The sequence below is a fragment of the Cryobacterium adonitolivorans genome, assembly GCF_004402695.1.
In the GTDB taxonomy this organism is placed as follows: Bacteria; Actinomycetota; Actinomycetes; order Actinomycetales; family Microbacteriaceae; genus Cryobacterium; species Cryobacterium adonitolivorans.
The window spans coordinates 23823-47605 of the sequence record NZ_SOFL01000025.1; the positions used below are offsets into that span (position 1 = coordinate 23823).

Below are 23783 nucleotides of genomic sequence, written 5' to 3' on the forward strand. Positions count from 1 at the left end.
TCAACATTGTTCGCGAGCAGGGAGTTTTGCATTGAGTGATGAGGGCCGTCTGCTTGCTGGTCGATACCGCGTGGGTGCGTCGATCGGCCGCGGCGGCATGTCCGACGTGCACATCGGCACCGACTCCAGGCTCGGCCGCACCGTGGCCATCAAGCTACTCAAGTCCTCCCTCGCCGCCGACCCCGCTTTCCGCACCCGGTTCCGCCAGGAAGCCCAGGCGGCCGCGCGGATGGCGCACCCCACGATTGTGCGGGTCTTCGACGCCGGTGAAGAGACCATCACCGAGGACAACGGGACCGAATCGCAGATCCCGTTCATCATCATGGAGTTCGTCGACGGGCGTCTGCTCAAGGACATCATCCGTGAGGGTCCGATCGATTCCGTCGAGGCCGTGCGCATCATCGACGGGGTCCTGACCGCTCTCGAGTACTCGCACCGCGCCGGCGTGGTGCACCGGGACATCAAACCGGGCAACATCATGATCACCAAGGCCGGCCAGGTGAAGGTGATGGACTTCGGGATCGCCAGGGCTATCTCCGACTCGGCCACGACGGTCGCGCAGACCACGGCCATCCTCGGTACCGCCTCATACTTCTCCCCCGAACAGGCCAAGGGTGAGTCGGTGGATGCACGCACCGACCTGTACTCCAGCGGCGTGGTGCTCTTCGAGATGCTCACGGGCCGCCCGCCGTTCCGGGGCGACACCCCCGTCGCCGTGGCGTACCAGCATGTCAGCGAAGCCCCGGTCAAGCCCAGCTCCATCAACCCCAAGGTGTCGCCGGCGTTGGACACCGTCGTCGTGCACGCCCTGGCCAAGGACCGCTTCGGCCGTTACCAGAGCGCCGTGGAGTTCCGCAACGACGTCGAGACGGCCGGGGCCGGCCACATTCCCGTGAAGCGCCCCGCCGACGATGTCGCCGGCGGCCTGTTCGGCGCGCCGCCGGTCGTGGAGTCCAGTTCGGAGCTGGCCCTCAAGCAGCTGGCCGAGGACCAGACCATGGACCGTACCCAGCGTCGCCCCCCGGTGATCTGGATCTGGGCCGGCATCGTCAGCGTCATCGTCATCGTTATCGCCGTGATGTTCTGGGCCTTCAGCCTCACCCCCAGCAATGACCTGCCCGACTCGTCACGCCGGGTTCCGGTGCTCACGGGCTACAACTACGACGACGCCCAGGATTTGTTGCTCGAATTGGATCTCGCGGCCACGATGGCCGAAGAGAGCAGTCCTACTGTCGCCAAGGACGAGGTCATCCGCACGGATCCGCCGTCCGGCACCATCGCCCCGCCGGCCACCGTCGTCAAGGTTTACGTGTCGTCGGGCGCTGAACTCGTGGAGATGCCGGACACCACCAGTCAGCCGTTCTCTGCGGCCGAACCGTTCCTCACCGAACGCGGTTTCGTCTCGGGCTCGGTCACCACCGAGAACTCCCCTGACGTTCCCGAGGGAATCGTGCTCGAAACCATCCCGGCACCGAACGACCAGACGCCCGTGGGCTCAACGGTCGACTTCACGGTGTCCAGCGGCCTGGTAACCATGCCCAACGTCGTCGGCCAGGCCCTCACCGCGGCCACAGCGCTCTTGCAGTCCGACGAGACGCAGCTGGAGCTGGACCTCAAGCCCGACTATGCCTGTGGCAGCGTGGAGGGCTCACCGGTCACCAAGCAGTCCCTGCCGCCCGGCGACGTGCCCCAGAAGTCCGCGGTCGTTCTCACCTACTGCGCCGCCGGCTAGCCAGCAGGCCGTCTCACCGGGTCTCGACAGGCTCGACCAGCGGGCCTGGGCGGGCTGCTAGCTGAGCTTGAGCATCGGGGTCAGGTGCTTGGCCGTCTCGCGCGCCTCCGGCAGACCGGCCAGCGCGAGCCAGTTGGCCACCATCAGGTAACCGCCCTCTGTCAGTACCGACTCCGGGTGGAACTGCACCCCGAGGATCGGCGCCGTGACGTGCCGCAGGCCCATGATCACGCCGCCCTGGGTGCGCGATGTCACGACCAGGTCGCTGGGCACCGTTCCGTTCACCACGGCCAGGGAGTGGTAGCGGGTGGCCGTGAACGGTTGGGGGACCCCGGCGTAGAACTCGCTGCCGTCATGGGTGATCTGCGAGGTCTTTCCGTGCATGAGTTCTTCGGCATTCGTCACCGTCGCGCCGAACGCCTCGGCGATGGCCTGGTGACCCAGGCACACCCCGAACAACGGCAGGTTGGCCGCGAGGGCCGCTTCGACCGCCGCGATCGAGACCCCGGCGTCGGAGGGTTTACCCGGCCCGGGGGAGACGAGCACCCCGTCGAACTCGGCGAGGCGCGCGGCCACATCCGCTGCGGGGAAGGCATCGTTGCGCACCACCGCGGTCTCGGCACCCAACTCCCGCAGGTAGCCGTTGAGGGTGTAGACGAAGCTGTCGTAGTTGTCGATTACAAGGATGCGGGTCATGGGGCGCCCACCGTCACTTCCTGATTGTTGACCATCGTGTCGACCCTAGGAAATACCCAGGTGGCGAGGGAATAGAGCACCGCGGCCAGAAGCACGAGAACGAGCAGCAGGCGCACCCAGACCGGTCCGGGCATGAGGCGCCAGATTGCTGCGTACATCGGTTGTTCCTTAGCTCTTCTGTGTCGCTGGTGGGTAGATGGATGGGCCGCTAGGCGGCGGGGAGCAGAGCCGCCAGCTCCGCGGGCGGTCCTGCGGCGGTCGGCTGCCACGATTCGAAGACACCATAGGCGATGATTCGTTCCGCGGTGGATAACAGCGGGTTGCAGGTGGTGAGGGCGATCAGGCGGTCCACGGGCGTGAGGTCGGGGTCGTGCGGTACGGGTGCGATGGCCTCGACTGCGCTCGGCGGCACGTACTCCAGGTCGCGGAACCTGTAGGTGTAGTAGCCGTCGGCGGTCTGCACGTAAATCGCGTCGCCCAACTGCAGCTCGTGGATCAGGTGCATGCCGCCGCCGTTGGCGCTGCGGTGGGAGGCAATCGCGAAGTTACCCACCTCGCCGGGCATCTGGGTTCCCGGGTAGTGACCGATGCCGAGGTCGGGGCTGTTCAGTACATTCGTGCCGGTGCCCTCGGCGATGGTGCGCTTGTACGTGTCACCGAAGCGCGGCACGTACAGCACGGCGAACGCCGTCTGATCACCGGGGGCCGCAGCCACCACGGGGTCGCCGTACCCCGCCTCGGCCGCCGCAGCAGGTGCCGGGTCTGGCTTGCCCTCGTCGACCCAGCCCTGGCTGATCGACTCCGCCGCACGAGACTGGGACGCGGCCATCACGGCGTCGTTCCACCAGAGCTGCCAACCGAGGAAGAGGAGCACAAGCGCTCCGCCCGTGATCAACAGCTCACCGACGACACCGAAGACGCTCAACCCGGGGCGCACCCGCGACTTCGGCCCGCGTTGGGCTCTCCGCCCACGCAGGACCGGAACTTCGGACTTGGCCGGCTCGGTCATGCAGTCGATTCTAATCGGGGCGAACATGGTGATCCGCCGACAGTTTCCGGCAGGCCCACGCAGGCAGTGACGCTAGAATCGCAGGCATGGCACGCACAAATCCCCGAACCAAGCCCGCCCGACCCGAGGCCCGCGCGGGCGAAGACGCCCCGAACGCCGTCTGGTTCAAGCCGGTGATGTTCGGTTTCATGCTCATCGGGCTGGCCTGGATCATCGTCTTCTACGTGAGCCAGGGCGCACTGCCCGTCGCGTCATTCGGATCGTGGAACATCCTCGTCGGTTTCGGGATCGCGTTCATCGGCTTCCTGATGACCACCCGCTGGCGCTAAGCCCGGTTGTTCACCACCTGTTCCGCGTGGAATAACCACCCGTTCGGGTAGTCAATTACAGCCGTGTAATTATCCCCAATGTGGAAACTCCTGTGGATAACTTTCTCACCGGGTGTGGATAACCCTGGGGATACCGGTCGCCGGCTGGCTTAGACGAAGAGCCTGCTCAGGCTGAGCGCCACAAGGAGGGCAGCGACAGCGCCGATCAGGACGAACTGCAAGGTGCGCTTGCTGCGCTGGCGGGTCTGCACATAGATCAGGCCGATGACCGCCCCGCCGATGAGGCCTCCCACGTGGGCCTGCCAGGCGACGTTGAGCCCGGGCAGGAAGCCGATCACCAGGTTGATGCCCACCAGGATCAGCAGCTGGGTCGCATTGCCGCCGAGCTTCCGCTGGATGACCAGGAACGCGCCCATCAGGCCGAAGATCGCCCCGGAGGCGCCGACCACGGCCACGCGCGGGTCGGCCAGGAACAGTACGCCCAGTGAACCGGCCAGGCCGCTGAGCAGGTACAGCGTGAGGAACCGGGCGCGTCCGAGCATCCGCTCGAGGATCTGGCCGAAGATCCACAGTGTGTACATGTTCAGTAGAACGTGGAAAAAGAACCCCGTGGAGTGCACGAAGACGCTGGTCAGCATGCGCCACGGTTCGAATGCGACCGGGTAGGAGTAGACGCCGGCGTAGAGCAACCTGTCGGTCACTCCGAGTCCGGGAATCAGCTGCAGAACGAAAATGGCCAGCGACAGCGCGATGATCGAATAGGTGACGACCGGCTCGCCGGCAGCGGTCATGCGGCCGAGCCTGGTGCGGGCGGCCGACTTGGTGCGAGGCGCGCTTTCGCGCTGCTCGCGCATGCACTCGGGGCAGATGACGCCGACGGCGGCCTGAGTCTGACACTCGGGGCAGATCGTGCGACCGCAGCGCTGACAGAGGATGAAACTCTGCCTGCCCGGATGCCGGTAACAGAAGTTGGCGGCGGTTCCGGGCAGGCTCATGAGCTGGCGGTCCTAGACCTGCTCGACGGTGATGCTCTCGATGACAACGTCGGTGCGCGGGCGGTCGCGGCCGTCGGTGGGCACGGCGGCGAGCTGCTCGACGATCGCACGGGATGCCTCGTCCTCGACGGCGCCGAAGATGCTGTGCTTGCCCTGCAGCCAGGTGGTCGGCACGACGGTGATGAAGAACTGCGAACCGTTGGTGCCGCGGCCGCCCTGGATGCCGGCATTGGCCATGGCGAGGACGTACGGCTGGGTGAAGTCGAGTTCGGGGTTGATCTCGTCGTCGAACTGGAAGCCGGGTCCGCCGGTGCCCTGGCCCAGCGGGTCGCCGGCCTGGATCATGAAGTCCTTGATGATGCGGTGGAAGACAGTTCCGTTGTACAGCGGGTCGTTGGAGGTCTTGCCCGTGGCCGGGTGCTTCCACTCGATCTCGCCGGTGGCGAGGCCGACGAAGTTCCTGACGGTCTTCGGGGCGTGGTTTCCGAAGAGGTTGACCTTGATCGGTCCGAGGGTGGTATTGAGCGTTGCGACGGCAGTGTGCTTAGACATACGGGTAATTCTTGCACAGCAGCATTGGCGCATTCCGACTCCGTGCTAGGCACCCAGAGCGCTCACAGGCGATTCAGTGGCAAGATGGACCTGTTCACCACAAGAAACGATGGAGGGTCCAGATGAGCCTGTCACGCAAGCGCCGAAAGGAACTCACTCGTCTGCGCAAGAGCGCGGACGAACTGTGGAGTAATCAGCAGGAAGTTCTCGATCGCGCAAACGAGATAGCACGTGAAGCCGGCCGTCAGGCTGGTGTGCTCACTCGAGAAGAAGTAGTACCCCGCGTTCGCCAGGGATACGAGCAGTACCTGCTCCCCGGTGTGCACGCCACCCAAGATTTTGCCGGTGGCGTTCGCCACCAGGTCACTGACAAGGTTCTGCCGGGGATCGGAACCGCACTGGGCACTGTCATGTCAGTGGGGGATATCGCCAAGGATGCCCGCATCGCTGCGCTCAACCGGGTTCGCTTCCAGAAGCCCGTCATTGTTGAGAAGCAGGGTCTGGGCGCTGGCACGTACATTGCCATCGGGGTCGGCATCGCTGCCGCCGCCGGTGTCGCCTACGCCATCTGGCAGACCTTCCGTGCCGATGACGAGCTGTGGGTATCCGAGGATGAGTCGCTGCTCGACTCCCCGATTGAGAAGTCCACGGACATCTAGATCCCTCCGATTGCTCAATAGGGCTCCCGTCGACTGACGGGGGCCCTATTTTTGTGCTCCTCCGTCCTAACCCCGCCCTCAGCGGCGCTGGGTGAGGGCGTGAGCGGATGCACATGCCGCGGTGGAAGCGCGTCGCCGCTACGCATCCCGGGGCGGACAGCGGCCCGCTGAGGCCCGCACGGGCGACAGCGACAAAACCCCCCGGCCGGCGGTGCCGACTGGAGGGTTTCTATCTGTGGAGCCACGGGGAATCGAACCCCGGACCTCCTGCTTGCAAAGCAGGCGCTCTACCAATTGAGCTATGGCCCCGAACCGGGTCCTCACGGGGTGAGAATCTGGTGGAGATGTAAGGCTATGAAGTAATACGTGGGGATACCGGGATTTGAACCTGGGACCTCTTCGTTATCAGCGAAGCGCTCTAACCAACTGAGCTATATCCCCCTGTTGGGCAGATTCGAGACTACCGGAAACCGGCGAAAAGTCCCAATCGAGGCCGACACGCGACCCCGATCGGGAATCCGACGATCAGTTGTTGGTGAATCCGACGAGCAGGCCTCCGGTGACCTTGACGCTCAGGTTGTACAGTACGGCGAAGATTGCGCCCAGGGCGGTGACCACGACGGTGTTGATGACGGCCACGACCACGGCGAAGCCCATCACGTTGCCGATCGACAGAATCGTCGTGAGCTCAGAGGCGCTCCCGGCGATATCCGTGTACAGGGCGTCGATCTGAGTGAAGATACCGGTCCCGTTGAGCACCGTGAAGGTAAGGAACGTGGCGACGATGGTCACCACGGCCAGGCACACGGCGATCAGGAAGGACAGCTTGACGGCCGACCAGAAGTCGATGTAAACGAGCTTCAGACGTACCTGCTTGGACGACATTGCACCCCGACTCGACTTTTTGGCCAGTTTTTCGGCAACACTACTCATCTGCTGATTCTACTTTCCCCGACTCGATCTCGGTGGCCGCCTCGACTTCCAGGGCAACCAGATTGCGTTCGGTGTTCTTCGCGATGGCGATGATTCGATCTTCGGTCGCGAACTTTGCAAAAACGACGCCCATGGTGTCCCGGCCCTTGGCCGGCACTTCGGCGACGTCAGAGCGTACCACCTTGCCGCTGGCAAGGACCACAAGGACTTCGTCCTCCTCGTCGACGATAAGAGAGCCGACCAGGTCGCCCCGGTCATCGTTCAACTTGGCCACCTTGATGCCCAGGCCGCCGCGGTTCTGCAGGCGGTACTGGTCGGCGGCGGTGCGCTTGGCGTAGCCGCCCTCCGTGACGACGAACACGAATCCGTCGTCGGAGACCACGGAGGCGTCCAACAGGCTGTCCTGGCCCCGGAAATGCATACCGATCACGCCGGAGGTGCTGCGGCCCATCGGGCGCAGTGCCTCGTCGGAGGCGGTGAACCGGATGGACATGCCCTTCTTCGACACCAGCAGCAGGTCGGAATCCTCGTCGACCAGCAGCGCGGAGACGAGTTCGTCGCCCTCGCGCAGCTTGATCGCGATGATGCCGCCCGTGCGGTTGGTGTCGTATTCGCTGAGCGCGGTCTTCTTGATCAGGCCCTCACGGGTGGCCAGCGTCAGGTACTGGGCCACGCCGTAGTCCCGGATGTCCAGGATCTGGGCGATTTCCTCGCCCGGCTGCAGCGCCAGCAGGTTGGCCACGTGCTGGCCCTTCGCGTCACGACCGGATTCCTGCGCCTCGTAGGCCTTGGCCCGGTAGACCCGGCCGGTGTTGGTGAAGAACAACAGCCAGTGGTGGGTCGTGGTGACGAAGAAGTGCTCGACCACGTCATCGGCGCGCAGCTGGGCGCCCTTGACGCCCTTGCCGCCGCGGTGCTGGTTGCGGTAGTTGTCGCTGCGGGTGCGCTTGATGTAGCCGCCGCGGGTAACGGTGACCACCATCTCCTCTTCGGGGATCAGGTCCTCGACCGACATGTCGCCGTCGAAGCCGAACATGATCTCGGTGCGGCGGTCGTCGCCGAACTTGTCGGTGATCTCGCCGAGCTCGGTGCTCACGATGGTGCGCTGGCGCTCGGGGCTGGCCAGGATCGACTTGAACTCCACGATCTGCAGTTCGAGTTCGGCGGCCTGGTCGATGATCTTCTGGCGCTCGAGGGCGGCGAGGCGGCGCAGCTGCATCGTCAGGATGGCGTCGGCCTGCAGCTTGTCCACCTGAAGCAGGTCCATCAGCCCTTCACGGGCGTCGTCCACGGTGGGGGAGCGGCGGATCAGGGCGATGACCTCGTCGAGCGCGTCGAGCGCCTTGAGGTACCCGCGCAGGATGTGGGCATCCGCCTCGGCCTTGTTCAGCCGGAACTGGGTGCGGCGCACGATGACGTCGATCTGGTGGGACACCCAGGCGGTGATGAAGCCGTCCAGGGCCAGGGTGCGCGGGATGCCATCGACGATCGCGAGCATGTTCGCGCCGAAGTTCTCCTGCAGCGGGGTGTGCTTGTAGAGGTTGTTCAGGACGACCTTGGCTACGGCGTCGCGCTTGAGCACGATAACGAGGCGCTGGCCGGTGCGGCCGCTGGTCTCGTCGCGGATGTCGGCGATGCCGGTGATCTTGGCATCCTTGACCAGGTCGGCGATCTTGATCGCAAGGTTGTCGGGGTTCACCTGGTACGGCAGTTCGGTGATCACCAGGCAGGTGCGACCCTGTAGTTCCTCGATGCTGACGACGGCGCGCATCGTGATGGAGCCGCGGCCGGTGCGGTAGGCGTCCTGGATTCCCTTGATGCCCAGGATCTGAGCGCCGGTGGGGAAGTCTGGGCCCTTGATGCGCTGGATGAGCGCCTCGAGCAGCTCTTCGCGGGTGGCGTCGGGATTCTCGAGGTACCACAGGGCGCCGGCGGCGACCTCGCGCAGGTTGTGCGGCGGAATGTTGGTGGCCATGCCGACGGCGATGCCGACGGAGCCGTTCACCAGCAGGTTCGGGAAGCGGGCTGGCAGCACGGTGGGCTCGAGGGTGCGGCCGTCGTAGTTGTCCTGGAAGTCGACGGTGTCTTCGTCGATGTCGCGCACCATCTCGAGGGCCAGCGGGGCCATCTTGGTTTCGGTGTATCGCGGGGCGGCGGCGCCGTCGTTGCCGGGGGAGCCGAAGTTGCCCTGGCCGAGGGCCAGCGGGTACCGCAGGCTCCACGGCTGCACCAGACGCACGAGGGCGTCGTAGATCGAGGAGTCACCGTGCGGGTGGAACTGGCCCATCACGTCGCCGACGACGCGGGCGCACTTGGAGAAGGCCTTGTCGGGGCGGTAACCGCCGTCGTACATGGCGTAAATCACGCGTCGGTGCACGGGCTTCATGCCGTCACGCACGTCCGGCAGCGCGCGCCCGACGATGACGCTCATGGCGTAGTCGAGGTAGGAGCGCTGCATTTCCAGCTGCAGGTCGACCTGGTCGATCCGGCCGTGCTGGGTGAGGTGCGCGGCTGCTGCCGCGATGCTGGCCGCGTCCGGGGCTTCCGGTGTGGTGCCTGTGGTGTCGTCAGATGTCAAGGAAACGCACGTCCTTCGCGTTCTTCTGGATGAAGTTGCGTCGGGATTCGACGTCTTCGCCCATCAGGGTGGAGAAAATCTCGTCGGCGGCTGCCGCGTCGTCCAGGGTCACCTGGAGCAGGGTGCGGGACTCTGGGGCCATCGTGGTTTCCCACAGCTCCTTGTAGTCCATCTCGCCCAGGCCCTTGTAACGCTGGATCCCGTTGTCCTTCGGAATACGCTTGCCGGCGGCCGCGCCGTCGGCGAGCAGGGCGTCCCGCTCCGCATCCGAGTACACGTACTCGTGGGCCGAGTTGGCCCATTTGAGCCTGTACAACGGTGGCTGGGCGAGGTACACGTAGCCGAGATCGATCAGCGGGCGCATGTACCTGAACAGGAGGGTCAGCAGCAGGGTGGTGATGTGCTGGCCGTCGACGTCGGCATCGGCCATCAGCACGATCTTGTGGTACCGAACCTTGTCCTGGTTGAAGTCTTCACCGATGCCGGCGCCGAACGCCGTGATCATCGCCTGTACTTCGGCGTTACCGAGGGCGCGGTCGAGCCTGGCCTTCTCCACGTTGAGGATCTTGCCGCGCAGCGGAAGGATGGCCTGAGTCTCGGGGTTGCGGCCCTGTACGGCGGAGCCGCCGGCCGAGTCGCCCTCCACGATGAAGATCTCGGACGCGGCGGGGTCTTTGCTCTGGCAGTCCTTGAGCTTGCCCGGCATGCCGCCACCCTCGAGCAGACCCTTGCGTCGGGCGGTCTCGCGCGCCTTGCGGGCGGCCATGCGGGCGGTCGCGGCCTGCAACGACTTGCGGATAATCTCTCGGGCCTGGACCGGGTTGCGATTGAACCAGTCGGAGAGCTGGTCGCCGACGACCCGCTGCACGAAAGCCTTGGCCTCAGTGTTGCCCAGCTTGGTCTTTGTCTGGCCCTCGAACTGCGGTTCGGCAAGCTTGATCGACACGACGGCCGTCAGGCCTTCACGAACGTCGTCGCCGGAGAGGTTGTCGTCCTTCTCCTTCAGGATGCCCTTTTCGCGCGCGTACTTGTTCACCAGGGTGGTCAGCGCCGCGCGGAAGCCCTCTTCGTGGGTGCCGCCTTCGTGGGTGTTGATGGTGTTCGCGTAGGTGTGCACGCTCTCGGTGTACGCGGTGGTCCACTGCATGGCCACTTCGAGGGCGATCTTCTTTTCGGTGTCCTCGAACTCGAAGGAGATGATCTCCTCGTTGACCAGGTCGGCCTTCTTGGCCCGGTTCAAGTAGGCCACGTAGTCCATCAGGCCGTGCTCGTACATGAAGCTGTTGCTGAGCGGCTTGTCCTCGGCGTCCAGGCTGTCCGCACGCTCGTCGGTGAGCGTGAGGCGCAGGCCCTTGTTGAGGAAAGCCATCTGCTGGAAGCGCGCGCGCAGGGTTTCGTAGTCGAAGACGATCGTCTCGAAGGTCTCGGCGCTCGGCCAGAAGGTGATCGTGGTTCCGGTCTCGTCGGAGGCCTCGTCCTGGTGCAGTGACTCGTTCGGCACACCATTGTGGAAGCTCTGGCGCCACGCGCTACCCTGCCGGTGGACCTCGACCTCGAGGCGACTGGAGAGCGCGTTCACAACTGAGCTGCCGACGCCGTGGAGTCCGCCGGAGACCGCGTAGCCGCCGCCACCGAACTTGCCACCGGCGTGCAAAACGGTCAAGACGACCTCGACGGTGGACTTGCCTTCCGCCTTGTGAATGTCGACGGGGATGCCTCGACCGTTGTCCTGCACGCGCACGGCGCCGTCGGGAAGAATGCGGATGTCGATAGTGTCGCAATAGCCGGCCAGGGCCTCGTCGACGGAGTTATCGACGATCTCGTAGACCAGGTGGTGCAGACCGCGTGGACCGGTTGAACCGATGTACATTCCGGGTCGTTTGCGAACAGCTTCGAGGCCTTCGAGAACCTGGATGTCTTCTGCGCCGTAAGCGTGCTGCTCCGGCTCAGTTTTCGGTTCAATTGTCATGTGAAATTGGGCTCCTGACCGTCGCACAGGCGACCCCTCAGCCTACCAAACACCCCAAGCCCCGAAGGCCAAAACCGCCGTTTGACGCGTTTTATTCGCAAGGGTGACCTGTTTTGGCTACCTAGCCGTAGGTATCGCGTGGACCACGCCCTGGGATTGATCTGGGACCCTTTTTCCAGGAGGGAGCGTTGGGTCCCTGAAATCGAATTGCGGCGATGCCGGCATCCGGGAACTTTTGCATGATCTGGGTCATGATCTCGACCCGCATCATGCGCAGCTGCGTCGCCCACGCCGTCGACTCGCAGTGCACGGTCAGGATGCCCTCGTCGATGCCCGCCGGGGTGGAGTGTTTCGCGGTTTCCTCACCGGCGAGTTCGATCCAGGAGGCGAGCAGGTCGGACTGGGCCATCGGCGAGTTCCAGCCCAGCTGCGCGGTGAGCGAATTTATGGTCTCGCCGAGTCCTCGCGGGTCCCGGCCGGCGCCGAACGGGACGCTGGACCCGATTTGGGGGCTGGCTTTGCGCCTGGCGCGGATTCGCTTCGCGTTTGGGTCGCCGAAGACATCCTTGAACCGGAGGTAGACCTTGGCGGCCTCGCTGTGTTCAGCCATGGTCCGCCCCGTTGTCCGTGGCGGGAGCGTCGACGACGGCGCCGGCGTGGATGTGGATGGCGTGGGCTGCGAGCACTGCCGGGACGTCTTCGAAGACGGCGGCCGTGATGAGTACCTGCTCGTAACCGGTGACCGCTTCGGCGAGACGCCGGCGGCGGGATTGGTCGAGCTCGGCGAACACATCGTCGAGGATCAGCACCGGGTCGCCGCTGGAGGAATCCTGTCGGAGCAGCTCGGCCGACGCCAGCTTGAGGGCCAGCGCGAACGACCAGGACTCACCGTGGCTGGCATAGCCCTTGGCGGGCAGGCTGTTGAGTTCGAAGACGAGGTCGTCGCGGTGCGGTCCGGCCAGGGTCATGCCGCGGTCCAGTTCCTTGCGGCGCAGACCCGCCAATGCGGTGCGGAAGATGTCGGCCGTTGATGAACCAGAGCCGACGCCCGGGGGAGCGGCGGCGGGGGAGGCGGTCTCGTCGGATTCCTCGTCGGCACCGAAAATGCTCAGCGAGGCCACCAGTTTCGGCCCGTGATCTGCGCCGGCGACCGACTTATACGCCTCGTGCAGCGGCGGCAGCAGCTGAGCCACGAGGTCCGTGCGCGCATCGATGATTTCGGAACCCAGGGCCACCAGTCGTTCGTCCCAGATGTCGAGGGTGCCGAGCTGGGTGGTCTTCAAGCCGGATGCCCGGGCGGATTTGAGTAGGGTATTGCGCTGTTTGAGCACCCTGTCGTAGTCGGCCAGCACCCCGGAGAGACGGGGGCTGCGCAACACCAGCAACTGGTCGAGAAAACGACGGCGGCCAGACGGGTCGCCACGAACGAGGGCCAGGTCCTCCGGGGCGAACAGCACGCTGGAGAAATAACGGGGGAGCTCGCGGGTCTTGATGACCGACCGATTGATCTGCGCTCGGTTGAGTCCGGACCGGTTGATCTGGACCTCGGCGAGGATGTCGCGGCCGTTGTACTCGAGCCGGGCACGGATGATCGCCGAGTCTTCTCCGGAGCGCACCATCGCCCCGGTCTGGGACACCCGGTGCGAACTCAGGGTGCTGAGGAAACCGAGGGCTTCCACCAGGTTGGTCTTGCCCTGGCCGTTCCGGCCAACGATCAAGTTGGGCCCGGCGCCAAAGGGTACCTCGGCTTGCGCATAGTTGCGGAAGTCAGTGAGGGAGAGGTGTGTGACCCGCACTCGGGATCAGTCTGCCTTCTTTATGGCATGGCCGCCGAACTGGTTGCGCAGCGCGGCCACGGCCTTCATGGCCGGGGAATCGTCCTGGCGGGAGGCGAAGCGGGCGAAGATCGACGCGCTGATCGCGGGCACCGGAACGGCGTTGTTGATGGCCTCTTCGATGGTCCAGCGTCCCTCACCTGAATCCTCGACGTAGCCTTCGATGTCGCCCAGCTGCGGGTCGTCCTTGAGGGCACGCACCAGGAGCTCGAGCAGCCAGGACCGCACGACGGTGCCGCGCTGCCAGGCCGTGAAGATCCCGGGCACATCCTGGATGAGGTCGTCGCGCTTCTCCAGCAGTTCATAGCCTTCGGCGTATGCCTGCATCAGCGCGTATTCGATGCCGTTGTGCACCATTTTGGCGTAGTGACCTGCGCCGACCTTGCCGGCATGCACGAAACCTTCCTCGCGCGGGCCCTCCGGACGCAGCGCATCGAACACGGGCATGGCCGTCTGCACGTCAGCGGCGGCGCCGCCGACCATGAGCCCGAAACCATTGGTGAGGCCCCAGACTCCGCCGGAAACACCGGCGTCCACGTAGTGGATCCCGTGCTCGGCGAGCAGCGCCTCGTGGGTGAAATCTTCGGTGAACCTGGAGTTACCGCCATCGATGACCAGGTCGCCGGGGGAGAGCTTGGTGGCCAGGTCGGCGATCACCGAGGTGGTGATCTCGCCGGCCGGAACCATGACCCAGACCAGCCTGGGAGACGGGATCGCCGCGACCAGCTCAGTTGTATCGGCGACGTCGGATACCGCGGGGTTGCGGTCGTAGCCCGTGACCGTCAGACCGGCGGCGCGCAGACGGTCTCGCATGTTGGCGCCCATTTTGCCCAAGCCGACGATTCCGATGTGCATGGCAGTCCTTCGTGGTTCGTGTCGTGCTGGTTGGGCTTGCGCGTTTAGCGCAGGAGCAGGTTCGGCTGCAGGAGGTACCGGTAGCTGTCGGCGCCGGGCTGCTCGCGTGAGGTCTGGCTCGTGATGAGCACCGGTCCCGGCTTGTTGGGATTCTCGGTCTTGGTGAATGAGATGCGCACGAACTCGGAGTGCACCGCGCCGAGGCCATCGAGCAGGAACTGCGGCTTGAGCGAGACGACGGTGTCGCCGCCGGCGAGGATCGCGTCGATAGTTTCGGAAGCCTGGGCCTGCTCGGAGCCGATGGCTTCGAGGGTGAGACCGTCGGCCGTGAAGCTGAACCGCAGGGCGGCTTCACGCTCGAGCACCAGCTGCACGCGGCGGGTGGCTTCGATCAGTTCTGCGGTGTTCATCACGGCGTAGTTGTCGACGTTGTCCGGGAACAGGCGACGCACGGGCGGGTAATTGCCCTTGATCAGCAGCGACGTGACGGTTTTCTTGTCGGCGGTGAAGGCAATCAGTTCGCGGTCGTCCGTGTTGGTGATGGCCACCGAAATGGTGCCGCTGTGGCCGAAGGTCTTGCCGACCTCCTGCAAGGTGCGGGCCGGCACCAGCGCGGTGATCGGTTCCTGGGCTTGGTTGGCTCCCGGGTCCCAGTCGATCTCGCGCACGGCAACGCGGTACCGGTCGGTGGCGACAAGACTGATGCTGTTCTCTGTGATCTGCAGCTGAACTCCGGTGATGACCGGGGTGACGTCGTCTCGGGACGCGGCGACGGCTACCTGCGACACTGCCGCGGCGAACTCCTCGGCAGGTACGAGCCCGGATTGGGCGCTGATCTTGGGAATACTCGGATATTCCTCTACCGGCATAGACAGGAGTGTGAAGTTTGCGGTGCCGCAGCTCACGGTGATGCGGGAATCGTTGGTCGAGAACCGCACCGGGGCGTTGGGCATTCGGCTGGCGATTTCGGCCAGAAGACGGCCGGACACGAGCACCTTGCCGGTCTCTTCGACGTCGGCGGCGATCTCGGTCTGCGCCGACACCTCGTAATCGAACGAGGACAGGATCAGGCCGGTCTCTGTCGCCTCGATAAGGACACCGCTCAAAATGGGCAGGGTGGTGCGTTGGGGAAGGAGCTTTACAGCGAAAGAAACGGCTTCGCTGAAGACATCCCGATTGGCCTGAAATCTCACGAAGTCACTCCTGTCGGTGGAGACCTGGATACGGCCTCAATGCTAGTCGGGTTTATCGGCGGCCCATTTCTTGTGAGCCGTGGCGAGTAAAGGTTGTTGGACCTGGAGCTAATGAAGTTAATCGTTAATCTTCTTAACCGGTGTGGAAACTGTGGATAACTCGGTGGATAGCGCTCAACGACTGGGAACTACAAACTTGTAACTTGTGGACGCCCTGTGAGCGTTAACCCCAATGAATGACACGAACTGGTTTCTGTAATTCGGAGTTTTCACAAGCGGGCCGTGCGTTTCTACAGTTTGAACCGAGTTGTCCGGGCAGTTTCCACAGGGTTATCCACAGGTACGAAACACAAAAAAATTTCTCTTACTTGTAGCGGTGATCCTGTTTGATGCGGTTTGTCAGTTCCGTGACCTGGTTGTAGATGGACCGGCGCTCCTTCATGAGTTCGCTGATCTTCTTGTTCGCGTACATCACCGTGGTGTGGTCGCGATTGCCGAACAGCTGGCCGATCTTAGGGAGCGAGAGGTTCGTCAGTTCCCGGCACAGGTACATCGCGATCTGCCGAGCGGTCGCCACAGCCTGCGAGCGGGACGACCCGTAGAGGTCGTCGACGGTGAGCTTGAAGTAGTCCGCGGTGTTGGTGATGATATCCACCGGCGCGATGACGTTGTCCTCGTCGAGGGTGATCACGTCCTTCAATACGGTCTGCACCAGGTTCATGTCCACGGGGGTGCGGTTGAGGCTCGCGAACGCGGTGACCCGAATCAGGGTGCCCTCGAGCTCCCGGATGTTGGAGGAGACCTTCGACGCCATGAATTCGAGGATGTCGTGCGGAACCTGCAGCTTCTCGCTCTGCGCCTTCTTGCGAAGGATCGCGATGCGGGTCTCCAGGTCGGGAGCCTGCACATCCGTGATCAGGCCCCATTCGAATCGCGACCGCATGCGGTCTTCGAAGCCGGTCAGGGCCTTCGGGGGGAGGTCGCTCGTGATGACCACCTGCTTGTTGTGATCGTGCAGGGTGTTGAAGGTGTGAAAGAACGCTTCCTGCGTCTCCGCCTTGCCCTGCAGGAACTGGATGTCGTCGATCATCAGAATGTCGATGTTGCGATAGCGATTCTGGAACGCGGAACCCCGGTTATTCGCGATCGAGTTGATGAAGTCGTTGGTGAATTCCTCGGAGCTGACGTACCGCACGCGGATGCCCGGATAGAGGCTCATCGCGTAGTGGCCGATGGCGTGCAGCAGGTGAGTCTTGCCCAGTCCTGAGGAACCGTAGATGAAGAGCGGGTTGTACGCCTTGGCCGGAGCCTCGGCCACGGCGACGGCCGCGGCGTGGGCGAACCGGTTGGACTGGCCGATGACGAAGTTGTCGAAGCTGTACTTGGAGTTCAGCCGGGTGTCGTGCGGGCGTTCCGGGGGAGTGCTTTCGAAAACTGACTGCGGTGTGGCCGGTGTCTCGATGTCAGGCTGGCGTTGGATCGGCTCCTGCACCGGACGCAGGGACTCCTGCTCGAGTTCGGGATTGACCACGACATAGAACGTGGTGACCGCAACCGATTCGCTGAGCTGGCCCATCGCCGTGAGGAGCGGAACCCGCATGCGTACGTTGAGCATGCTCGCGGTGAACTCGTTCGGGACCTCAAGGTAGAAGGTGCCGGCCGCGATGCCCTTGGGCTCGACCAGGTTCAGGAAGCCGTACAGCATCGGAGTGACGGTGTCGTCCGACTCCAAGATGGTCAGAACCGACCGCCATGTCTCGCTGATGGGCTGTTCCCCGTCTGGCATGGTTTCCCACAATCTTCATCTGTACGTTTGCCGCCCTGAGAGTTCCTCCGCGTGTCGACACAGAATGTCCCATCGGGCGATTCATCCACAACGTTATCCACCGCCTGTGGGTAAATAACGACTGGATTCTCAGGGTTTACCCACAACCTGTGGATAACTTGTCCTCACGGTAGTCAATGACCGGCGGTCAGGCCAAATTAGCTTGAAGAATGCCAGCGTGTCTGTACCGGAAATGGGAATTCAATGGGCAGAATCGAACGTTTGGGCCTCGCCAGTTTGACCACGGGCGAGCGAAGCCGTAGTTTTAATCAGTTGACCCCAGCCCGTGGGCTACCTCACTCTTTCCCGGCCGCTCGTTTTGGCCTGCGGAGATCCAATACGTGGAGATTGAACAATGAGCAAGAGAACGTTCCAGCCGAACAACCGTCGTCGCGCGAAGGTGCACGGTTTCCGTCTTCGTATGCGCACCCGCGCCGGACGCGCCATCCTCGGTGCTCGTCGTCGCAAGGGTCGCACCGAACTCTCCGCGTAAGACACCTCGTGCTCGCTCACGCCAATCGCATCACGAGCGGGAGCGACTATAAGGCTGTCGTTCGACGAGGTGTGCGGGTCGTCGGCCCGCACACGGTGGCGTATCTTCGCCGCAACCCAGAACCCACTCCGGTGCGGTTCGGTTTCATCGTCGCCAAAAACGTGGGCAGCGCGGTGGTTCGTAACCGCGTGCGCCGGCGAATGAAGGCAGCAAGCTTCGATCTCCTTCCTGGCGTTCCAGCCGGGACGGAGGTCGTTTTTCGCGCACTGCCCACATCTGTGCACGTCGACTGGCCCGATCTTGTGGCCGAATTGTCGAATGCCCTGGTCAAGGGGCAGCGCGCACGATGAACAGAGTGATACTCACGCTGGTGCTGTTTCCCCGAAATCTCGGTGTCGTGCTCCTGCGGGTCTATCGCGCAGTAATCTCACCGTTGTACGGCGATGTTTGCCGGTACTACCCATCGTGTTCGGCGTACGCCCTCGGCGCCGTCCAAGAATATGGCCTGATCGTCGGTTCTTTTTTCGCCGCACGCCGGGTCTTGCGTTGTCATCCTTGGGCTGAGGGCGGAATCGATGATGTTCCCCTGAAACGACACCGTCGCTTTACCGTGACGTCGTTTGGATTTGTAGTTCCTTTAGCCACGGAAAGGGCTGACCCGCACGTATGGACCTCATAGGTACTATTCTTTGGCCGCTGAAATGGGCCGTTGAGCTTCTGCTCGTCGCCTTCCACTGGTTGTTCTCCAACCTGGGGATGGGCTACAACGACGGCCTCACCTGGGTGCTCTCCATTGTCGGCCTCGTCCTCGTGGTGCGAGCGGCCCTGATTCCCATCTTCGTTCGGCAGATCAAGAGCCAGCGCAAGATGCTCGAGGTGGCACCGCAGCTCAAGAAGATCCAGGACAAGTACAAGGGCAAGAAGGACCAGTTCTCCCGCGAGGCCATGTCCCGCGAGACCATGGAGCTGTACAAGCGCACAGGGACCAACCCGCTCGCCTCGTGCCTGCCCCTACTCCTGCAGATGCCGATTTTCTTCGCCCTCTTCTCGGTGCTCAATGACGCCCAACGCTCCAACGCCGGCGTCGGCCCACTCAACCAGGCCCTGGCGACAAGCTTCGGAAACGCCAACCTGTTCGGCGTCGCGCCCCTGCACGACACGTTCGCGCAGCAGTGGGCGCTGTGGACCTCTGGAGCGGACTTCAACCTCTCCGTCATGATCATCGCGGCCACCATGGTCATCCTGATGACCGCGTCGCAGTTCATCACCCAACTTCAGATCGTTTCCAAGAACATGTCGCCGGAGACCAAGGCCAGCCCCATGTTCCGTCAGCAGAAGATCATGTTGTACCTGCTGCCGCTGGTCTTCGCCTTCTCAGGTGTGGCTTTCCCGCTCGGCGTCATGTTCTACTGGCTCACCTCGAACATCTGGACCATGGCCCAGCAGTTCCTCGTCATCCGCAACATGCCCACACCGGGCAGTGAGGCCGCCAAGGCCCGCGAAGAGCGCCTCGCACGTAAGGGCAAGCTCATCGCAACCGACGGCGACATCATCATTGTCGACGAGCCCAAGAAGCCGGCCCAGCGCCAGCAGCCCGTTGGCAAGAACCGTGCCAAGAAGCAGACCGGCCCCAAGAAGTAAGAGGGATGGACAACGTGACTGAGAACACCGACGTGATCAATGCGGATGCCGCGTCCGACGCCGCGCCGACCATCGGCCAGCTGGAGCAGGAAGGCGACATCGCAGCGGACTACATCGAGGAGTTCCTCGACATCTGCGACCTGGACGGCGACATCGACATCGATGCCCGCAACGGACGCGCCTACCTGTCGGTGAACTCGGTCGACGCTCACAACCTGCGCCTGTTGTCCAAGCCCGACACCGTGAACGCCCTGCAGGAGCTCACCCGACTGGCCGTGCAGAACAAGACCGGGTCGTTCTCCAGGTTGATCCTCGACATCGGGGGCTCCCGCGAGGCCCGGCAGGCCGAGCTGACCGACCTGGTCGGGCATGCCATCGAGCGCATCGAAGGCGGCGCAACGGAGGCTTCCCTCCCCCCGATGTCGTCCTACGAGCGCAAGCTCGTGCACGACATCGTCTCGGAGCGCGGATACGTATCCGAGTCCCTGGGCGAAGGCCGTGACCGTCACACCGTCATCACCGCAGCGTAGCCACGCCGAGTATGACTGAAACCCTCGAGGCGGAGCCCGCCGTCGCCGCCGGACTCTTCGGTGACCGCAGCGAGGTCGCCCGGGAGTTCACCAGGCACCTCGCCGAGCAGGGCGAAGAGCTCGGCCTGATCGGCCCGCTCGAGCTTCCCAGGTTGTGGAGCCGGCACATCCTGAACTGCGTCGTGGTTGCTCCACTCCTGAAGCCCGGCCTGGTCGGTGACGTAGGATCGGGTGCCGGTCTGCCCGGTCTGGTCCTCGCCATTGCGCGGCCCGATGTGTCCTTCGTGCTCATTGAGCCAATGGAGCGCAGAGTGGCCTGGCTGACCGGCCAGATTGAGGCGCTCGGCCTCGCCAATGCGCGTGTGCTGCGCGCCCGCGCCGAAGACATCCGCCTGGACACCCCACTGGATCAGGTCACCGCACGGGCGGTCAGCGCCTTCAAGACCCTTATTCCCCTCACGGCGCCGCTGCTGCGTTCCGGTGGCGAGCTCGTGCTGATGAAGGGTGCGGGCGCCGCGGGGGAGATCGCGAACGCGGCCAAGCCGATCGCGCGGTTCCACCTGCGCGATGTGGAGGTAATCACCCTCGGTGAGGGTGTGCTGGAGGACGTCACTCGGGTCATTAAGGCTACAGTGGACTAGTCCCCGGCAACGTCCGCGCAGTATGGGCGTACAGCACCGGGGCCCCCTTTCGGGTGGCTCATCAACCGTCGAACGCAAAGGTTTCACGTGAAACATCCCGGCGAAGACCAGCAGACCGGCACTCCCGGCTCCGGCGTCGACAACAGCACCCCCTTGGCGCGGGAGATCTCGGATCTGACCCGCCGCCGCCAGGTGATCGCCGCCGAACGGTTGCCGAAGCCCGAGAGCACGCGGGTGATCACCATTTCCAACCAGAAGGGTGGGGTGGGCAAGACCACCACGGCCGTCAACCTGGCTGCGGCGTTGGCCCGCCAGGGCGCCCGTGTGCTAGTGATCGACCTGGACCCGCAGGGCAACGCCTCCACCGCACTGGGTGTGGAGCACCGCGCCGAAACTTCGAGCGTCTATGACGTCATCATCAACGACCTGCCGATGGTGGACGTGGTTCAGAAGAGCCCGGAGTTCGGCGCCCTGTACTGTGTGCCGGCGACCATCCACCTGGCCGGCGCGGAGATCGAGCTGGTCTCGCTGGTGGCTCGCGAACAGCGGCTGCGCCGGGCCCTCGACCTGCACATCAAGGAGATGGCCGACCCGTACGACTACGTCTTCATCGACTGTCCGCCGTCGCTCGGACTCCTCACGATCAACGCGTTCGTTGCCGCCCGGGAGGTGCTCATTCCGATCCAGTGCGAGTACTACGCCTTGGAGGGTCTGAGTCAGCTGCTGAAGAACATCGAGCTGATCGAGAAGCACCTCAACCCGCAGCTCATCGTCTCGACGATTTTGCTCACGATGTACGACAGCCGCACGAACCTCGCGAACCAGGTGGCGCAGGATGTGCGCGATCATTTTCCGAAACAGGTCCTGGATACGCTGATCCCGCGCTCTGTGAGGGTGTCTGAGGCGCCCAGCTACGGTCAGAGCGTCATCAGCTACGACCTCAACTCGGCAGGATCCCTCTCGTACCTCGAAGCAGCAGCAGAAATCGCCCGTCGGGGCGTGCCACGAACAGGAGATGCGCAGTAATGGCGAAACGTACAGGGCTCGGCCGCGGTATCGGTTCCTTGATTCCGGTGCAGGACAACCCCTCACAGGCCCGGCCGGTCGACGTCTTCTTTCCGTACAACGAGGTTCCGCACGCCGAGGGCACTGCCGGCGCGTCGCCGGTAGCAGGGTCCGTGCCGACCGGTTCGGCCGACACCACTGTAATCTCGCCGATTGATCCGTCTGACGACGGCTCGGTTGAGCTGCTTCCGGTTCCCGGTGCCCGCCTCGCGCACCTGGACCCGGCCGACATCGTGCCCAACGCCGCTCAGCCGCGTAGCGTGTTCGATGAGGACGACCTGGCCGAGCTTGTGCACAGCATCCGCGAAGTCGGTGTTCTGCAGCCCATCGTGGTGCGTCCGCTGCTCGAGCAGCCGGGCAAGTATGAACTCGTCATGGGGGAGCGGCGCCTGCGCGCCACCAAGGAAGTCGGCCTCGATAGCATTCCGGCGATCGTGCGGGATACCGCTGACATCGACATGCTCCGCGACGCGTTGCTGGAGAACCTGCACCGCGCGCAGCTGAACCCCCTCGAAGAGGCGTCTGCCTACCAGCAGCTCCTTTCTGACTTCGGCATCACGCAGGAGCAGCTGGCAAGCCGGATCGGCCGGTCGCGCCCGCAGATCACCAACACCCTGCGCTTGTTGAAACTACCCGATGCCGTGCAGCTTCGTGTGGCTGTCGGCGTGCTGTCGGCGGGTCACGCTCGGGCTGTGCTGTCGGTGGGGGAGCCGGAAGGCATGCTGCGCCTGGCGGATAAGATCGTCAACGAGGACCTGTCGGTGCGTGCCGCCGAGGCGGCCGCGGCCGCCGGCCCTAAGCCTGTCGTCGTGAAGCCCGCTCCCGGCAAGCGCCAGGGACACCTCAATGAGATTGCCGAACACCTCGGAGACCGCCTGGATACCCGGGTGAAGATCAATCTCGGTGCACGAAAAGGCCAGATCACGGTTGATTTCGCGACTATCGGCGATCTAAACCGCATCTTGGGTGTTCTCGGAGAACCCGGCTTTGGAGCCAGCTGACACCGAGTGTTTCACGTGAAACATTCGGCGTGCGCGCACCGCATCCGGCGTCACAACGAGCTCGCCCAGCGCCGCAAGTGCGGTGTCCAGCCCGTTGATTAGGCCTGTCGAAGTTTGATCATGTGGTTGCGCTGACGCCGTGCAGTCTGACCCGCTGCGTTGATCGAGCGTGCCGAAATGAGTTCACGTGGTCTCGATAAGCTCAACCAGCGATGCGGTGGGGTTGACGCCTCTGCGGTCTGACTCGCACCGCTGATTGCGTCTGTCTAAATCAGGGTTGCTAGATTTCGAAGAGCTCGGACACGGGCGAGGAGGTCGAAGTGCGGGGAGGGCCCGCGGCTTCGCTCCGGGTCGTGGTTTCACGTGAAACCTTCTACGTCTGAACGCTTGGGCATGGAACTACCATCTGGTGACTTTGGATGTCGCGAGCAGGTCGCCAGGACTCTGACCCGGCACGTTGATTGAGCTTGTCGAAATCAAGCCCAACTGTTCTCGATGAGCTCGCCCGAGCGACGAGGGAGACTCTCAATGACGGCAAATCAAGCCGGAGCTGGCCCGATTATGGGCGTTTATGGCGGTCCGCATCGTGCGCAGCGCTGCTGGCTAGCGGTGGAGCGGCCGCACGATGGCGCTCAGCATCAATTTTTGACGCGAAATACGGGCCAAAACGTCCGATTCGGAGGCCCTGCGCAAGTAACTCTGAATCTCGGCCCGTGAAGAACATGTTTCACGTGAAACGTCTTGCCCGGAGATACGTTTCTGCACGAGGTCTCCACGAGCTCCACAAACGACGTGGTGGCACGGCTGCACCGTGGCTTCGTGTGTGAGCAATCCTGGCCACGGAACTACCATCCGGTGACTTTGCCTTTTGAGAGCCCCTGCTCGTTGATTGAGCTTGTCGTAATCGAGCCCTAGGACTCTCCCTGAGCTCGCCCCAACGACGAGAGACGTCCTCGTCCAAGGCAAATCGAGCCGGAACCGGCACGATTACGGGCGTTTGTGACCTTCTGGGTCGCCCGCAGCGCCGCCGTCGAGCGGGGGAGCGGCCGCACGATGGCGCTCAAGGTCGGGAATTTGCACGAAATGGGGACAGGACTACCCCATCTGCAATCCCTGTTCAAGAAATTCTGAGCTTCAGCGCGTTAGAGCAATGTTTCACGTGAAACGTCTGGTGCGCAAATGCGTCGCTGCTCGGGACTGGACAAGGTTGACCAACGGCGAGTCGGCGACTGCCGCACGTCGCTTCGTGTGC

The 23783-nt window shown here is 63.7% G+C and carries 23 protein-coding genes, 2 tRNA genes and 1 pseudogene; 11 read left to right on the plus strand and 15 right to left on the minus strand.

Annotation, left to right across the window (positions count from 1 at the left end):
- Positions 1-31 precede the first annotated feature (31 nt).
- Positions 32-1732 carry a Stk1 family PASTA domain-containing Ser/Thr kinase gene (gene pknB / locus E3O42_RS07840; protein ID WP_134453418.1) on the plus strand — a complete coding sequence of 567 codons (1701 nt, stop codon included), beginning with the start codon at positions 32-34 and terminating at the stop codon, positions 1730-1732.
- A gap of 57 nt (positions 1733-1789) precedes the next feature.
- Here the strand turns inward: pknB and E3O42_RS07845 are convergent, their stop codons facing one another.
- Genes E3O42_RS07845 through E3O42_RS07850 form a run of 3 tightly spaced genes read right to left on the minus strand, consistent with a single transcriptional unit; the run spans position 1790 to position 3437 of the window.
- Entirely contained in the window at positions 1790-2428 is a 639-nt protein-coding gene (locus tag E3O42_RS07845) for an anthranilate synthase component II (protein ID WP_134453419.1), read from the minus strand.
- A complete protein-coding gene (locus E3O42_RS17965; protein WP_166787927.1) occupies positions 2425-2586 on the minus strand; it encodes a hypothetical protein in 162 nt (53 codons plus the stop codon). The genes E3O42_RS07845 and E3O42_RS17965 overlap by 4 nt, the downstream gene beginning before the upstream one ends.
- A 50-nt stretch (positions 2587-2636) precedes the next feature.
- The gene (locus E3O42_RS07850) at positions 2637-3437 is read right to left on the minus strand and encodes a class E sortase (protein ID WP_134453420.1); all 801 of its coding nucleotides are present in this window, start codon (positions 3435-3437) and stop codon (positions 2637-2639) included.
- An 86-nt stretch (positions 3438-3523) separates the two neighbouring features.
- Between E3O42_RS07850 and E3O42_RS07855 the strand changes: the two genes are divergently transcribed.
- Positions 3524-3766 (plus strand): cell division protein CrgA, encoded by a 243-nt coding sequence (locus E3O42_RS07855; RefSeq protein WP_134453421.1) that lies wholly within the window; start codon positions 3524-3526, stop codon positions 3764-3766.
- A 149-nt stretch (positions 3767-3915) separates the two neighbouring features.
- Here the strand turns inward: E3O42_RS07855 and E3O42_RS07860 are convergent, their stop codons facing one another.
- Entirely contained in the window at positions 3916-4761 is an 846-nt protein-coding gene (locus E3O42_RS07860) for a rhomboid family intramembrane serine protease (RefSeq protein WP_134453422.1), read from the minus strand.
- Positions 4762-4773: 12 nt separating this feature from the next.
- Positions 4774-5313, minus strand: coding sequence for a peptidylprolyl isomerase (locus E3O42_RS07865; RefSeq protein WP_134453423.1), 540 nt, complete (start codon positions 5311-5313; stop codon positions 4774-4776).
- Positions 5314-5435: 122 nt separating this feature from the next.
- On the opposite strand from E3O42_RS07865, the gene E3O42_RS07870 reads away from it, so the two are divergent.
- On the plus strand, positions 5436-5972 hold the full coding sequence (locus tag E3O42_RS07870; RefSeq protein ID WP_134453424.1) for a hypothetical protein: 537 nt from the start codon (positions 5436-5438) through the stop codon (positions 5970-5972).
- A 236-nt stretch (positions 5973-6208) separates the two neighbouring features.
- Here the strand turns inward: E3O42_RS07870 and E3O42_RS07875 are convergent.
- The 10 genes and pseudogenes from E3O42_RS07875 to dnaA form a co-directional block, all read right to left on the minus strand.
- Positions 6209-6281: transfer RNA gene (locus E3O42_RS07875), tRNA-Ala, on the minus strand.
- Positions 6282-6339: 58 nt separating this feature from the next.
- Positions 6340-6413, minus strand: a tRNA-Ile gene (locus E3O42_RS07880).
- 84 nt (positions 6414-6497) lie between these two features.
- Complete coding sequence (locus tag E3O42_RS07885) at positions 6498-6905, minus strand: DUF3566 domain-containing protein (protein ID WP_088454787.1); 408 nt, start codon at positions 6903-6905, stop codon at positions 6498-6500.
- On the minus strand, positions 6898-9429 hold the full coding sequence (gene gyrA / locus E3O42_RS07890) for a DNA gyrase subunit A (RefSeq protein ID WP_241984717.1): 2532 nt from the start codon (positions 9427-9429) through the stop codon (positions 6898-6900). Before gyrA ends, E3O42_RS07885 begins: the two co-directional genes overlap by 8 nt.
- Before the next feature lie 43 nt (positions 9430-9472).
- Positions 9473-11452: a DNA topoisomerase (ATP-hydrolyzing) subunit B gene (gene gyrB / locus E3O42_RS07895; RefSeq protein WP_134453425.1), complete on the minus strand. Its 1980-nt coding sequence runs from the start codon at positions 11450-11452 to the stop codon at positions 9473-9475.
- A 121-nt stretch (positions 11453-11573) separates the two neighbouring features.
- Positions 11574-12062 (minus strand): DciA family protein, encoded by a 489-nt coding sequence (locus E3O42_RS07900; RefSeq protein WP_134453426.1) that lies wholly within the window; start codon positions 12060-12062, stop codon positions 11574-11576.
- The gene (recF, locus tag E3O42_RS07905; RefSeq protein ID WP_134453427.1) at positions 12055-13248 is read right to left on the minus strand and encodes a DNA replication/repair protein RecF; all 1194 of its coding nucleotides are present in this window, start codon (positions 13246-13248) and stop codon (positions 12055-12057) included. Before recF ends, E3O42_RS07900 begins: the two co-directional genes overlap by 8 nt.
- A 6-nt stretch (positions 13249-13254) precedes the next feature.
- Positions 13255-14310, minus strand: a complete 1056-nt coding sequence (gene gnd, locus E3O42_RS07910; RefSeq protein WP_338144938.1) for a phosphogluconate dehydrogenase (NAD(+)-dependent, decarboxylating) — start codon at positions 14308-14310, stop codon at positions 13255-13257.
- A pseudogene (gene dnaN / locus E3O42_RS07915) lies at positions 14301-15335 on the minus strand (DNA polymerase III subunit beta); the annotation flags it as partial. The gene gnd and the pseudogene dnaN, both read right to left, overlap by 10 nt.
- Before the next feature lie 364 nt (positions 15336-15699).
- Entirely contained in the window at positions 15700-17121 is a 1422-nt protein-coding gene (dnaA, locus tag E3O42_RS07920; protein ID WP_134453430.1) for a chromosomal replication initiator protein DnaA, read from the minus strand.
- Between the two features lie 394 nt (positions 17122-17515).
- Between dnaA and rpmH the strand changes: the two genes are divergently transcribed.
- The 8 genes from rpmH to E3O42_RS07960 all read left to right on the plus strand — a co-directional run bounded on the left by rpmH (position 17516) and on the right by E3O42_RS07960 (position 22531).
- Positions 17516-17653 carry a 50S ribosomal protein L34 gene (rpmH, locus tag E3O42_RS07925; protein ID WP_010204566.1) on the plus strand — a complete coding sequence of 46 codons (138 nt, stop codon included), beginning with the start codon at positions 17516-17518 and terminating at the stop codon, positions 17651-17653.
- 8 nt (positions 17654-17661) lie between these two features.
- Positions 17662-18003 carry a ribonuclease P protein component gene (rnpA, locus tag E3O42_RS07930; RefSeq protein WP_134453431.1) on the plus strand — a complete coding sequence of 114 codons (342 nt, stop codon included), beginning with the start codon at positions 17662-17664 and terminating at the stop codon, positions 18001-18003.
- On the plus strand, positions 18000-18332 hold the full coding sequence (gene yidD / locus E3O42_RS07935) for a membrane protein insertion efficiency factor YidD (protein WP_134453432.1): 333 nt from the start codon (positions 18000-18002) through the stop codon (positions 18330-18332). The genes rnpA and yidD overlap by 4 nt, the downstream gene beginning before the upstream one ends.
- Entirely contained in the window at positions 18320-19294 is a 975-nt protein-coding gene (yidC, locus tag E3O42_RS07940) for a membrane protein insertase YidC (RefSeq protein WP_134453433.1), read from the plus strand. The genes yidD and yidC overlap by 13 nt, the downstream gene beginning before the upstream one ends.
- 5 nt (positions 19295-19299) lie before the next feature.
- Positions 19300-19824, plus strand: coding sequence for a Jag family protein (locus E3O42_RS07945; RefSeq protein WP_134453434.1), 525 nt, complete (start codon positions 19300-19302; stop codon positions 19822-19824).
- Between the two features lie 11 nt (positions 19825-19835).
- Positions 19836-20465, plus strand: a complete 630-nt coding sequence (rsmG, locus tag E3O42_RS07950; RefSeq protein WP_134453435.1) for a 16S rRNA (guanine(527)-N(7))-methyltransferase RsmG — start codon at positions 19836-19838, stop codon at positions 20463-20465.
- 87 nt (positions 20466-20552) lie between these two features.
- Positions 20553-21491 (plus strand): ParA family protein, encoded by a 939-nt coding sequence (locus tag E3O42_RS07955; RefSeq protein ID WP_088457775.1) that lies wholly within the window; start codon positions 20553-20555, stop codon positions 21489-21491.
- Complete coding sequence (locus E3O42_RS07960) at positions 21491-22531, plus strand: ParB/RepB/Spo0J family partition protein (protein ID WP_134453436.1); 1041 nt, start codon at positions 21491-21493, stop codon at positions 22529-22531. The genes E3O42_RS07955 and E3O42_RS07960 overlap by 1 nt, the downstream gene beginning before the upstream one ends.
- Positions 22532-23783 lie beyond the last annotated feature (1252 nt).